Consider the following 14283-nt stretch of genomic DNA (forward strand, 5'->3'; position numbering starts at 1 on the left):
GCTTCAATCGACAGGCCGTCGAGCGACCGGTCACTCCGGCGTCGGCGGGATCGTTCTGGCGATTCGGAATCCCATGTAGACCCAACGTGAATCGGCACCGTGGAGATTGCGTTGGGAGGCGCGTGCGTCACCGGGCTGGTACAGCATCGCGCCGCCGCGCGTGATCATCCTCGTCTGCCCTTCCACGTCGAACCATTCATTGCCGGGATCAGACGCCGGTGCGAGCGATTGTCGGGGGTAGGCATGATCGACGCAGTGGCACCATTCCATCACGTTGCCCAACATGTCGAACAGCCCATAGTCGTTGGGCAACAAGCGAGCGACGGGCTGGGTTCGGAATTCGGAATTGCTGACCGTCCAGGCATGGTCATCGAGTCGTTCCGGGTCAAAGCCGAACCAACGGTTGCGATCCACGCCACCGCGACAGGCATATTCCCATTCCGCTTCGGTTGCCAACCGATAACCGATTCGATCTACCGATCCTGCCGGGACGACCATGCCCGGCTTGATCGCATCGATTTCGGGGTAACACATCTCGTCTTCGGGAATGCCTTCTTGCTCGCTCAACCAGCGACAATATCTTGCCGCGTCATACCAGGTCACATTGATCGCGGGACTGTCCGACGATCGGGCATAGTCTTCGGGGTAGTCGAAATCGTTGCGAAACGCCAGGAACTGTTCGACGGTCACTTCGGTGGCCCCGATCGCGTAGTCATGGTCGATCACAAACGCCGTCCGCGGCTCTTTCTGTCCGTCACGTCCCGGTTCATTGCCGTACGAACCGAGCCAAACCGTTGCTTCGGGCCGAACGACCACCATCCGCTGCCCCGAGACGGCCAGGAACTCACGATCGGGATCACTCGACGGCGGCAAGGGCAGATCCAGATCCCAAGCGAGCGCGAGCGCCAGTGAAGCGGATCGAATCCCCGGTTCGGTCGTTCGTTGAAGCGGATCACGCCAAACCTTGGTGACCGACAAGCGTTGTTGCGGACTGATCTGGTCAACCGGAATCAGCTTCAACGCCATCAGGCAGCTGCGGACCAACGTCGCATCGTGCGAGCCTTGGTCATCTTGCGAGTTTTGAATCTGGTCAAACAACCATTCGGGTGGCAACATGAATTCGCCGAATCCAGCGATGACGGCGCCGCGTGTCTCTTCGCCCCACTGGCCGGCGAGTGCGGCTTTGACATTCTGGTCTTGTTGCAATCGCAACTGCGCCAGTGCCAGATTGCAGCGAACCCGGGCGGAGGCGACCTGTGCATCCATCTCCGGCAGCCCGCGCCACCAGACCGACTGAAATCGAAACGTCCGATCGTCGTCAAAGGCGGCGGCGTCGAGCGAAACGGGAAAGTAGCCCTCAGCCATCAGCTTTCCCGCCGCACGCAGGTGATCGAGTCGTCCCTGGTGCTCCAGCAACTTCGTCTGCACAGGAAGATCATGCCACCAGACCGGCGTGACCGTTCCATCGCGTCGACCGTCGGTGGCCAAGCTGGATCCTGCCACAAGCACTGGCGAGGATTGATTCCATTGGATGATCTGGCGGCACTCGTCGGCCGACCGGTTCCAAGCGTCGGCGTACCGAATCCCGCGATTCGTCTGCCAGCGAATGGACGTGAATTGTTCGGGAAGCTCCGCTTGCTGGACCGAGAGATTGAAACGTGGCAGTGACAGGCCTCTTTGGAGCATCGGCTGCCATCCGTCGGTCTGGTGATTGTCCCCCGGCACCTCGAGATACAGGTCAGCGGCGGTCACCCCGTTGTTCTGCGGCCGGCGAATCCAGCTGACGAAATATCGCAGGGTTTCATCCTCGTCGGCGTAGCCGCTCATGCTATCGGGAAGAAAGCCTTCGTCACGCGACTCGCGATTGAGCGCCCGCACCTGATCGGCCGAGAGATCCAACGCATACTTGGACTCCAACGAGTCTCTCGTGAACAGGACAAAGCAATAGCGTTTTGCGTCGTGACGATAGACGGCGAGATGTCCGATTCGATAGCCGCTGATGGCGAGTTCTGTGGCGAGTCCGGCCAGATCATCGCGAGGAACTTGGTGGGCCACGATCGCGTGCGGGCCGATGACCGATTGAAAGGAGTTCAACTGTACCAAGAGGGCAGCGTCGATTTCAGGATCGGGTGTCAAATCGACTCGATCGCGATCACCGACGACCCACCAGGGCGACCCCCAGGGACGTGTGACGTCGATCACCGCGGTCTCGGCTTGACTGATCTGATCCCACTGCCGCCGCAGCGCATCACGTGCCCGATCGGGATCCGCTTCCATCGTCTCCAACAGCAAGTTGAATTCGGAGGCGTGGGCGGAGCGGACAAGGTCTGCGAGCAAGTGAAAATCCGTTTCAGCGAACTGACGCACCAAATTGACGGCGGTCAACGACGGTTGCCCCCGATCCGGATCCGACAAATGTTTGGCCAGCCGCGGCAGCAACGTCTCGGCCAGCGGCGCAAATCCCAGCCCCCAGCTCTTCGACCAGACCGGATTTTCGGCCAGCAGCAACTGCACCAAAACCGCTTGATCGTCCGGATCATCGAAGCCCCCGATGCTGCCGGGATCGTTGGCGATCAGACAGGCCGCGCGAAGCAATTCCCCCCGCGTCGCGGTTTGGTCTCGCCACAGGTCGACCGCCAACTCGTTGGCGGAGTTCATCAACGGAACGATGTTCCGAGCGATCTGGACGACCTCGTCGACCGGCGCGGTCAGCGCGTGTCTGGTCAATGTTTCTGCCGCGACGACGTCCCGATCTGCATTGACCAGCGCCGCGCGGACACGAACCGATGGCCTGGAGTTTGGATCGGCAACGAGTGTCGACGCCTGGGTTCGAATCCACGCATCCTCGCGCAGCGTTGTGGCCAACGGAATCGCTTCGGAAAGCTCGGCGTCGACCAGGCGGGTCAGCGCCGCTTGACTGTCTCGCTGTCGAATCTGGTTGAACACGAACGCATAGCCGCCCCAGCCGACGGCCAACAGCAATCCGGCGACCAGCAACCACGACCCGAGCCGACCGAGATGACGCCGCCGGGCGGCGCTCATCATCCGCAACTGCGGTCCGGTATAGGTCGAAGGCGGGATGTAACGACGAACGGCAAGGTATTCGCTGAGTGTCGGCAAGGCTTGGGGCAGCGGACGGGCACGGTACAGCTCGGTGAATTCATCCAGCCGCAATCGCGCCTTGCCGGCTTTGGTGGTCCGGTTTCGCAATTCGACCCAGTGACGGATGGGGGCGATCAAGAAATCATGTGTCAGTTGATAGCCGGTCGTGCCGATCTGGCTGGTCGACGATTCGCTGCTGAAACTGTCTTCTTCGGTCCGGTCGGTCGGAGTGATCAGGTGCAGTTCACCGTCGAGCACGCCGATCAATCGACGGAACGCGGCTTTGTCGCGGTAGCCCGTCGCTTCCATCAGTTCCTGCTCGCTGCGCACGGCGCCTTTGATGCTCGACCCCGATTCGGGCAACAGGGCGCGGAGAACGTGCTCGGCGCCTTCGGCGAACAATCGGATCCGCCGAGGCGAACGCTCGTTGTCGAAAGTCTCGTCCAAGAACCGGACCCCGATGCCGGTGCCGCCGTCTTTGAACAGCGACGAACTCGTTTCCCAGTTGCGATGTTTGAGCATTTCGGTCAGCAGCGCCAACTGGACACAGATCACTCGGCCGTCGCTGGCCAGGTAACGGATCGCGGAATCCAGGAATTGATTTTGGCGTGGGCTGAACTGAGACGGTGAATCAGGCACGCGCTCGTGCGCGGCGCCGAACAGCGCCAGCACATGACGGGCGTGGCGGGTATCAAACAGATCCAACAGCGTTGCGTTTTCGTTCTCGGCGATCGGCAGATCGATCGCTTGCATCAATCGTGAGATGCCGAGCCAAAAGTCGTCACGCACCATCAAGATGCATTGCACCTGCACGCCGTCGCACTGTCGCAGCGCGGCGGTCAGCGATTCGCGTTCGATGTCGGGATGGGAGAACAGCCACTGTTCGAACTGATCGATGAAGATCACGACCTTGGGCTGATTGCCGCGGCGGAGCGCGGCGACCAGATCCGCCAGATCGGTGACCGATCCGAAACGGGTATCACCGAATTTCGATCGGATCGCACCGGCCAATGCCGACTCGGTCGATTCGGGAGTCGCTTGCAGATAAATACTCGTGCACGGACTGCCCAATCGCGGCATGATGCCGGCCCGGACCAGCGACGTTTTCCCACATCCGCTCGGTCCATAGATCAGTCCGACCGGGACGGCTCTGGAAGCATCTTTCGACTCGATCCGCGCCAACCAAAATCGCACAATGTCCGGCAAGCCGTCACGGTCATAGGGTCCGGGCAACAATTCCAAATAGTGCTCGGCATCTCGCAAATCAAACGGGCGAAGTCCTTTGGGCAGGGTGCGGCGCTGACGGTGGCTGTCTGACTGAGGTGCGGCCGAACCGAACGCCGACTGAGCCGACGCGGTTGACGTGGACGACTCGCCGTCGATCGATTCGACAAAGTGCGTTAAGTCATCGACTAACAGCTCACAACTGGCATAGCGGTCGTGAACGGACTTTGAAAGCGACTTGAGGCAGATCCGCGCGAGTTCCGCCGGCACGTCGGGTTCGATTTCACGCGGGTCGACCGGGTCGTGATAAATGATCTCTTGGAACAGGCTATCGCGGTCCTCGCCCTTGAACGGCTTGCTGTCGGTCAGCGATTGATACAACACCGTGCCGAGGGAAAAAATGTCCGAACGTCCGTCGACCCGATGGCCTTCACCCCGCGCCTGTTCCGGACTCATGTAGGCCGGCGTCCCGACGTAGGCGCTGCGGCCTTCACGCTCGACGTCGCGGAGTGCTAAACCGAAATCGACGACAAACGGGCAATCCTGTTCGTCGATCAGGATATTGCCTGGTTTGATGTCGCGGTGGACGATGCCGCGGGAGTGGGCGTAGGCGAGTGCGTCGGCGACGTGGCGAAGGACATCGGCCAGTTGTCGATAGGAGGGACGTTTGCGCCGAATCCACTGGCCGAAGGGACAACCGTGGATCAGCTTGGTGACCAGATAGCAGGCGACCTGTTGCGTCGCGGCGGCCCGATACACGGGCACGATATGGGGATGGTCCAAGCTGGCCATCGCGCGGGCTTCGCGCAGATACGCCGCGGCGAGATCGGATTGATTGACCAGACGTTGATGCGGGACCTTGAGCGCGACTTCACGTTGCAGCAAGCCGTCATAGGCGCGATAGACCGTCCCGAAACCGCCCTTGCCAAGAAACCCCAAGACGGAAAATTCTTCGATCTTCGTCAGTTCCTCCTCGAAAGCACTCGCCCGGGCCGATTCCAAGGAGTAGTCGCTGGTGACGACCTGATCGTCGAGTCTGGAAGGGGTTTGAGACGCCTTGGTCGGCTGGGTGATGTCGTCGTCGCTCATCGATCCGCCATGGTTTTGCCGTCTCTCGCGTCCTTCCGCGGCTGGTGCGGCGCAGGTCCGTGCGATTCACCCCCGGGGCAATTCTAGTTGACCCGCCCTCGGCCTGCGCGCATGTTCACTCTGGAAGTTTCAAGCGGTGCTTGTTTTGTTCGTAGAACTTGGTGATATCCAGCGACGCCCGGCGTTCTTCTTCCATCAGCTGGATCCGTGCCTCCAGCCGCTCGATTCGCCGAGCCATTTGGGGAATCAGCTCCTGGGTCTCGTCGGCGGGAGTGGGTTTGGGGACGGCGGGATAGCCGAGGTGTCGCTGCAGGGCGCTGAACAGGTACAGCGGATCCTTGCGGCGATTGGCCAGTGCGATCCGGCCTTCCTTTTCGCCAAACAAGAACGGGCCCTTGTCGTCGACAGGTTTGCCGGCCGCTTTGAGTTTAGTGCGGTAGTCCTCGCTGACCAGGAAGACGAGGTCGGCAAAGTCGATCAGACCGATTTGGGCGCGCAGGCCGAGGATCCACTCGCTCCAACGGTCGTCATAGATCGGATCGCCGCTCATCGCCGTCAATCCGCGATCGTAGGAGAGTCGATTTCGGCACAGGACCTCGAATTGAAAGAAGAACATTCCGGCCGGGTTGGCTTTTTCGACGCGGTACTCCGCTTCGGCCTGCATGACTTTGAAGGCGGTATTCATCATGAACCGGCCGGTGTCCGATTCACTCTGGTCGACCAAATAGGTTTGGAACGGAGTGAAGTAGTGAGCCAGCTGTCGCATCGCCGGCCCGAGCAAACCGGAGTGTTTGACTTCGGTCAGCAAGTACTCCATCGCCATCGGCAACCGCGTGGTCGCCAAGACTTCGTGGCGCAGTTGTTCGAGCAAGTCCTGGATCGGAAACTTGCCCCCGGCCTGTTCGTGCAGCAATTCAAACAGGTGGGCCTGTTCAATGTACTCGTCGCGATCGAGGATGTTTCCCCGCGCGGGCTGATTCTTCGCGTGTGGCGGTTTGAGAGGAGGCATGGCAATAGCGTACCAGCCAACGCGGTGTTGGGGGAAACCCGGATCGCAACGCTCATGGAGCGTGGGGCGATGAGCGGAAAAGGGCCTGCAAGAAAGTGGCGTAAGCTTCCAGCTTGCGTTTCCCGAGTGCAACGAGACGGCAAGCTGGAAGCTTACCCCACTTCTAAAGATTGACGATGCACTAACCGTCGAACCGACCAACAACGATGCAGGCGTTGTGTCCACCGAATCCGAAGCTGTTGCTCATCGCGACCTTGACGGCGCGTGACTTGGCCTCGTTGGGGGTGTAGTCGAGGTCGCAGTCGGGATCCGGCGTTTCCAGATTGATGGTCGGCGGGATGACTTTGGATTCGATGGTTTTGCACAGAATCACGGCCTCGACGCCACCGCTGGCACCGAGCGAGTGCCCCAATGCGGACTTGGTGCTGCTGACGCTGGTCTGGTAGGCGGCATCGCCGAAGACGCGTTTGATGGCGGTGGTTTCGGCTTTGTCGCCCAGCGGGGTACTGGTGCCGTGAGCGTTGATGTAGTCAATGTTCGCCGGATCGACCCTGGCATCGGCAAGGGCGGCGGTCATCGCGGCGGCGGCACCGATTCCGTCGGCGTCGGGGGCGGTGATGTGACCGGCGTCGCTGGTGGTTCCGTACCCGAGGACTTCGCCGTAGATCTTTGCCCCACGTTTTTTGGCGTGTTCGAGTTCCTCAAAGACCAACACCCCGGCGCCTTCGCCGAGCACGAAACCATCGCGATCGGCATCAAACGGCCGACTGGCCTTGGTCGGTTCCTCGTTTCGCGTCGAGAGCGCCTTCATGTTTTGAAAGGCGGCCAGGCCCATTCGCGTCAGCGCCGCTTCGCTGCCACCGGTGATGACCAGATCGGTTTCGTTGAGCCGGATGCTGCGGAGCGCATCACCCATCGCGTTGGTCGCACTGGCACAGGCCGTGGCGACGGCATAGTTGGGGCCTTTGAGCCCGTAGGTGATCGAGATATTTCCGCCGGCGGCATTGACCATCATCTTGGGCACGGTGAAGGGGCTGACCCGCGAGGGCCCCTTGGTCAACATGCGTTCGATCTGGTTTTCGATTTCGATCAGCCCGCCGATGCCGCTGCCCAGGATGACGCCGCAGCGGGTGCGGTCGACGGAGTCGAAATCGACGCCTGAATCCTGGATGGCTTGATGTCCCGCGTGGACGGCGAACTGGGTGAAGCGATCGAGTCGTTTCGCTTCGCGCGGATCGGTCACACCGTCGAGCGTGAAATTCCAGACTTCACCGGCGAAATGAACTTTGTACTGCGACGTGTCGAGTAACTCGATCTTGCCGACACCGCTTTCCCCGGCGATCAATCGGTCCCACATTTTGGGGACTTCCAGAGCGAGCGGAGTGACGGCGCCGATGCCTGTGATGACCACACGGCGATCACCTCGGAAAATCTGTGGTTGTGACACGGTGTGTGATGAACCCTGGGTCATCGTGATGCCTTGGCGATGCGTTCAATTGATCAAAGCTGCGAACGTGACGAATCAGAGGTTCGAGAGGTCCGAATGAAAAAAATGCCGCCCACAATGATCGGCAAGCGGCTGCTGGAGCCGGATCACCACAAGACCATGAGGCGGCAATGCGATTGAATAAGGTGGTTCGAACGAGGGGCGAATCAGGCGTCTTCGCCTTTGGCATTCTCGATGAAGTCCACCGCCTCGCCGACCTTTTGAATCTTTTCAGCAGCTTCGTCAGGAATGCTAATGTTGAATTCCTCTTCAAGCTCCATCACTAATTCGACGGTATCCAACGAATCGGCACCCAGGTCGTTCACGAAGGACGTTTCGCGGCTGATCTTGTCTTTCTCGACACCAAGTTGTTCAGCAACGATATCGACCACGCGTTCTTCGACGGTAGCCATAAGCAATCTCCAATGGTTTGATCTGCAAGGGAAGTTATCGAGGGAACGAAACGCCCCTCATCTGTAGGGAGGAACGAGACGGCAGGGTTTGGAGCCCGGAGACGCTTCGTTGATTCGCCGAAAAGATAGGGGAAACAAGCAAAAGGCGTCAATATGCCGGGATTCGGGACTCACCATCTCGCGAAGGTTTTCAGTCGGCTAAGGTTGCCGAAAGTCGCTGCGGCGCCCGCTACGGGGCGGATCGACTCGCTATCCGGTGATTCCCCCGTCCACGACGATCGTCTGGCCAGAAATATATCCCGCGTCCGGGGAGGCGAGAAAGAGCACCGCGGCAGCGACATCTTCGGGGTTTCCGATGCGTTTGGCGGGAATTGTTTTGATCACCTCGTCCAAAATCCCCGCGGGAATCGCGTCGGTCATGTCGCTGGCGATGAATCCAGGGGCCACCGCATTGACCGTGACACCGCGATTGACCAATTCTTTGCTCATCGTTCGGGTCATGCCGATCATCCCGGCCTTGCTGGCCGAATAGTTGGCTTGGCCCTGGTTGCCGATCAGCCCCGAAATGCTGGCCATGTTGATGATTCGGCCATATTTTTTCTTTCGCATGATCCCCGCAGCGGCCCGACAGCAGACGAAACAGCTGGTCAGGTTGGTCGCGATCACGCTGTCCCATTCTTCGTCGCTCATCCCACGCATCGTCTTGTCGCGCGTGATGCCGGCGTTGTTGACCAGAATATCCAGCCGGCCGTGCTCCTTGGCCACTCCCTCGATCGCCGCGGCGGTCGCTGCACGGTCGGTCACGTCACAGGCCAAGGCGATGCCCTTGCCGCCGACGGCTTCGATTTCCGCGACCGTCGCCGCCAGTTTTTCCGCATTGCGGGCCATGCAGGCGACCGTGGCGCCGTTCATCGCCAGCGCCACCGCGACGGCTTTACCCAAGCCTTGTGACGCGCCGGTGACAATCGCGACTTGGCCGGACAGATCGGCTTTGAGTGTCAGTTCCATGTTTCTCGTTCGGGGAAAATCTTGGGGGTCGGGAAGACGGGGGGCAATCGGTCTGACGATTGCATCTTTCTGGAAACGCTCTACTGGTCGCCAAATCCATCGGTCGGGATCTTGCGCTGAATCCGCTTCAGCGTTCCTCGCAGCACGCGACCGGTGCCGGCTTCGAGAAACCCTTCGATCCCATCGGCAATCATGCGGCGAATACTCGCCTCCCACATCACCGGCTGGGTGACCTGGCGGCTGAGCAATTGGCGGATCTCATCGGCCGATTGATGCGGCGCCGCGTCGACGTTGCTGTAAACGGGGATGCGGGTGTCGCGCAAGGGGATTTCTGTCAACGCCTGCTCGAGCAACTCGACGGCCGGTGCCATCAGCGAGGTGTGAAACGCGCCGGCGACCGACAGCGGCACGACCTTCATCGCCCCGGCCGCGACCGCGGCGGGCTGCAAACGCTCGATGGCCGTCAGGTGGCCGGAGACGGCAATGTTGCCGGGGCACAGCAGATTTGCCGGACGCAGGACTTCATCGCCTTGCCGCACCTCGTCGCACAGCTCTTGCAGCTTTTCCAGATCCATCCCGATCACGCTGGCCATCCCGCTGCGGACGGCGTCGGACGCCGACTGCATCGCTTCGCCGCGGCGTTGGACCAATTTCAGCCCGTCGGCAAACTCCAGCCCGCCGGCAAAACAAACCGCGGTGTATTCGCCCAGGCTCAGCCCCGCGGTTGCACTGATGTTGTCGATCCTTTCGGGGTGCTCCGACGCCAGGACCCGGGCCGCGGCAACCCCCACGGTGAACAATGCCGGCTGGCAGAATTCAGTCGCATCGAGTTTCTCCGGCGGTCCGTTCTGGCACAGATCGGCAAGATCGTAGCCGAGAACCTCGCCCGCTTCGGCGAATAAATCTTTGGCGATCGTGTAGGTTTCGCACAGCCATCGCCCCATGCCGACGCCCTGTGCCCCCTGACCCGGAAACAGAATTCCGGCGGATTTTACGTCCATTGATAACAGCCGCTTAAAAAAGAAAACCGCCGAGCAACCTCATGCCGGTGTCATAAACGACACCCGGCAACACGGCACGGCGGAATGCGTCGAAAAGAATCGTTCAATCACGCCTGACGATTACTCGTCAACCGGCTCGACAACGGTACGCCCTTGATAATAGCCGCATTTGGGGCAAATCGTGTGCGTCGGCACCGAGCTGCTGCACTGCGGGCAATAAGCAATTTGGCGTTTCTTGACGCGATCGTGGCTGCGGCGTTTGCCGGTTCGACTGTTGCTGTGTTTTCGCTTGGGGACAGCCATGGCTGCTTGGGGGGGTAAGTATGGTGTTGATTTCGAATCAAATTTGGCCCGGCATCGTAGAAATTTTGAGTCGGTTTCGTCAATCCATGATTAAAAAAAAAGCGCGACTCGGCGGCAAAGTAGTGGATGCGAGCCCGTTTTCAGGCTGGTTTTCATCCCTGGGTACGCTTTGCCATCCGTGGGTTCATTCAAATCGGGCACCGGGGGATGGTCCCTTAGGCGAGTGCTCGGTGCCATCGACTTGGACGCCGAGCGGGTTATTCTTGTTAGCTTCTTCAGTTTTGGCGAGGGCAGCAACCAAGCCCCCCTACGGTTTCGCGGCCACCATCATCCCCAGCCCGTCTTCGCTGGCGGCCAGGTACGTGAATTGAATCCCGCCCAGCCCGGCGGCCTGGAACATGGCCTGGCACTCACGCAAATCGCGGACACGGCCCTGCGGTGTCGCCAGATGGATCGACAATCGCCCCAGCGATTCCTTCAACCCGGCCCGCCCGGGTCCGATGTAAAAGTCCGGCACCGCAATCCGGCCGCCCGGCTTCAGGGTCGCCGCCGCTTTTTCCAGCAGGCTGGCGGCTTGATCGTCCGAGTAACCGGACAGCATCTGGGCCAACACGACCAGTTCAAACTGTTGCCGGCCCACGGTCACAGCTAGCGGATCGCTTTCAATCGTTTTGAAGCGATCGCCCAGCCCGATCGACTCGGCCGTGCGTCGGGCCGCCTGCAGCGCCGCCGGTTCATCAACGGCCACGATGCTCGCCTCCGCGTCGCGATGCGCCATCGCGCAACTCCACACGGCCGACCCGCAACCCAAGTCCAAGATTTTGGGGCCGGGGCAGGCGTCTTGGCCGCCGATGTCCAGGATCTCGGCCGCCTGCATCGCCGCGGCGGTGTGGATCCACTGGGTCGCGGCGTTGCGAGCACGATATTCCGCGGCGTCGGCAGACGCCGCCGTTTCGGGGTCGCTCAATCGGTCGACCAGACCTTCCCAGCGGCGGTCGCCCAAATCGTCGTCGTATTGGCAGAGCAGATGCCCGGCCCGGGCCAGCGCAAAATCCTCTCCGTACTGCTCGATGAATCCGATGGCTACCAGGGCGTCGAGCAACAGTGCGGTGGTCGCTCGCTGCAGCGACAGGGATTCGCAAAGTTCTTCGAGCGTGTGTTGCTTTTCGCGCAACCGAGCGGTCAGCCCCGACTGTCGCGCCGCGCGCATCAAATGAGCCGCCGCGTTGGTCTGCATCCAATTCTGGTATTGCTCGATCGTGCGGTCACCGGCGGCGCGGACGGCGGACTGGCTCGCTTTGACTTGCTGGGGGCTCGGGTTCATGACTCGATGGATCGTGGGGTAAGCTGAAAGCTTGCAAGCTTAGCCGATGCCAAGCTGGAAGCTTACCCCCATGGGTCGAGCGGAAAAGGGGTCAGGTACCAAAAACTAAATAGCCCGAAGGGTGCTTCGCATTTTTGGTACCTGACCCCTTTTCCGCGGCACTCTGCATCCAAACGTAGCCGGAGCACTAACGCGCGAACTGGAGGAGCTGGTCGATGTAGATGGTGGGCGTGACGCCGAACCCACCGACGAAGGCATCGTTGAATGATTTTCCGCCATCGAGCAATCGAAACGTCGCGTCCAGCATTTTGCGGCGGCTGCGGTCCAACATCGACATCGCCAGCGCGGTCCCGAACGAGTCCGCTTGCTCAGGCGTGAGCTTGTTGTCCAAAAATGCCTTGGCGTTTTTCACCGCAGACACCGCTTCGCCGGCCAACACCCGCAGTTTTTCTTTCTCGCCGCGACTCTTGGCGTTCTGTTGCATCGCGGTAGCCGAACCGATTCCCTCGGCGAACCAGCGCGGGACATCACTGCCGCGACTGGCCACCGCCAGACTCACGATCGGCGATAGAAGTCGAGATTCGATGGCCTCTTCGTCTTCGGTTTCCGAAGCCACGGTGGCGGCGTAAGCGTCGATCCCGTCGTACTGCCAGTGGGCCGACCAATCGTTTGGCACGCTGCGTTGCTCGACCATCTTGGCAAACTCGCTGTAGTCATAGCGGCGTGGCAAAACAAAGATCGTCACACGGCCGTGAAAGTAATCTTCGGCGGCTGTCGATGACGCCGGTCGCGCGACCGACTTGGCGACTTTGAGGTGTTTTTCTGCCGCCCGGCCGACCAATTCCAGGGTCTGCTGCGAACCGGAACCGACGACGCGGAAGTGGTCGGTCTGGAATTCGGTCAACGCTGTCGATGAGTTGGCCAGTTTAAAATTTCGATCGGCCAATTCGGCTCGCCTGGCCGACATTTCCGCACTCGAAGCGCGTGAGGCCCAAGCGAGTTTGCTGATCACTTTGATCGGTTGCGATTGGTTCGCATCGAGGGTCGCACCTTCATCGATCCATTTGGAAATCAACGCGATCGAATCGTCGCTCAGCGGTGGCCGCCCACCGGCCGGCATCCGTTCGCCGTCGGTCGCGGTCCCGCGCAGTTTCTTGACCAACAGACTCGCTTCGCCACGCCCCGGCGTGATGATCGCCCCGCTATCACCGCCGCGCATCATCTGCACAAACGTGTCCATTCTCAATCCGCCGCGGACCTGCATGGCGTCGATGTGACAACCGCCACAATTCTCGACCAGCAGCGGCGCGATATCGAATGAGAAGCTAACGGTTTCGTTGCCTGTCGCCTGGGTGATCACCGGCGGCTTAGTGTCCATCGCCGGAGCGGGCGTATTGCCGGCGGCGAGCATTTGATTCGGATCGTTGCCATCAAATTTGGCGCCTTGGGTGATCCATGTTTTCAATGTTCCCAGTTCGGCCGCGCTGACCTTGGCGCCGCCGCGCGGCATGTCGCCCGTTTCAATCGTTTCGATCAGCCGGCTGCCGATGACGTCACCGGCGAACACGACGACGCCTTCGGGTGGCCCCTGCATCAACGCGGTGTAGCTGGACGTGCTAAATCCACCGCGGCGTTCGCTGATGTGACAGCGACCACATTTGCTGCTCAAGATCGGCGCCACGTCTTTGGTGAAGCTGACCAGGGTGCCCGATGGCGGAGTGCCGGACGTGTTGGGATCGGGTGAATTCGGATCGGACGTGCCGGACGATGCCATCGGGGTCGACGCCGTCCCGGTCGGACGCGGCGGACGTCGAAACGGCGGCAGCGAGATCCCCTCCAATTCCAGCATCGCGTGGGCCCGCGAGATCTTGTCGATGTGCACGGTGATCGCGTCGTACAACTCGGGGCTTCCCAGGTCGACCGCGCGTTCGACCTGCTCGAGCGCCTTGCGAATCTCGTTGCCCGACGAATCGTACTTGCCTTCGAAGTATGCCCTACCGGCCCGATTGATCGTCGCACCGATGGTCGACACGATCGCTTTTTGGCGTCGATCCAGTTCGACGGCATGGGCTGCTCCCCCACCCGGCAGGCAGACCAAATGTCCGACGATGAGCAGGGCAAGCAGCAGGTCGCAACGCATGGCGATGGGGATGATTCGTTTCATCTTCGTGGAACTTTTTGGCGGGGCGTCGGTCGCGTTCGTGCGACGGTTGCGGGACCAGAGAGGGAGTGCTCTGTCGGCTTTGAATTTTCGAATTGCGTTTGTCGATCGGAAAAAGGGTCAGGTACGAATATCGCGGGCACCAGTGTTGGTGTGCAGGCTT

General features: G+C 60.6%; 9 protein-coding genes. All 9 read right to left on the bottom strand.

Annotated elements, in window-relative coordinates; all coding sequences use genetic code 11:
* Positions 1 to 30: 30 nt before the first annotated feature.
* Positions 31 to 5415, bottom strand: coding sequence for a protein kinase domain-containing protein (locus NZK35_RS27500; RefSeq protein ID WP_259635732.1), 5385 nt, complete (start codon positions 5413 to 5415; stop codon positions 31 to 33).
* A gap of 115 nt (positions 5416 to 5530) precedes the next feature.
* Complete coding sequence (locus NZK35_RS27505) at positions 5531 to 6424, bottom strand: hypothetical protein (RefSeq protein WP_261364910.1); 894 nt, start codon at positions 6422 to 6424, stop codon at positions 5531 to 5533.
* 181 nt (positions 6425 to 6605) lie between these two features.
* Positions 6606 to 7895 (bottom strand): beta-ketoacyl-ACP synthase II, encoded by a 1290-nt coding sequence (gene fabF / locus NZK35_RS27510; RefSeq protein WP_407699841.1) that lies wholly within the window; start codon positions 7893 to 7895, stop codon positions 6606 to 6608.
* A 182-nt stretch (positions 7896 to 8077) separates the two neighbouring features.
* Complete coding sequence (locus NZK35_RS27515; RefSeq protein WP_095739641.1) at positions 8078 to 8323, bottom strand: acyl carrier protein; 246 nt, start codon at positions 8321 to 8323, stop codon at positions 8078 to 8080.
* 249 nt (positions 8324 to 8572) lie between these two features.
* The gene (gene fabG / locus NZK35_RS27520; protein WP_259635734.1) at positions 8573 to 9331 is read right to left on the bottom strand and encodes a 3-oxoacyl-[acyl-carrier-protein] reductase; all 759 of its coding nucleotides are present in this window, start codon (positions 9329 to 9331) and stop codon (positions 8573 to 8575) included.
* 80 nt (positions 9332 to 9411) lie between these two features.
* The gene (gene fabD / locus NZK35_RS27525; protein WP_259635735.1) at positions 9412 to 10332 is read right to left on the bottom strand and encodes an ACP S-malonyltransferase; all 921 of its coding nucleotides are present in this window, start codon (positions 10330 to 10332) and stop codon (positions 9412 to 9414) included.
* A 120-nt stretch (positions 10333 to 10452) separates the two neighbouring features.
* Positions 10453 to 10635: a 50S ribosomal protein L32 gene (gene rpmF, locus NZK35_RS27530; RefSeq protein ID WP_095739644.1), complete on the bottom strand. Its 183-nt coding sequence runs from the start codon at positions 10633 to 10635 to the stop codon at positions 10453 to 10455.
* Between the two features lie 307 nt (positions 10636 to 10942).
* A complete protein-coding gene (locus tag NZK35_RS27535) occupies positions 10943 to 11959 on the bottom strand; it encodes a methyltransferase domain-containing protein (RefSeq protein ID WP_259635736.1) in 1017 nt (338 codons plus the stop codon).
* 187 nt (positions 11960 to 12146) lie between these two features.
* Positions 12147 to 14123 (bottom strand): c-type cytochrome domain-containing protein, encoded by a 1977-nt coding sequence (locus tag NZK35_RS27540; protein ID WP_259635737.1) that lies wholly within the window; start codon positions 14121 to 14123, stop codon positions 12147 to 12149.
* Between the last annotated feature and the right edge of the window lie 160 nt (positions 14124 to 14283).

Origin of the sequence: Stieleria sedimenti, assembly GCF_025060895.1 — a bacterium.
GTDB lineage: Bacteria > Planctomycetota > Planctomycetia > Pirellulales > Pirellulaceae > Stieleria > Stieleria sedimenti.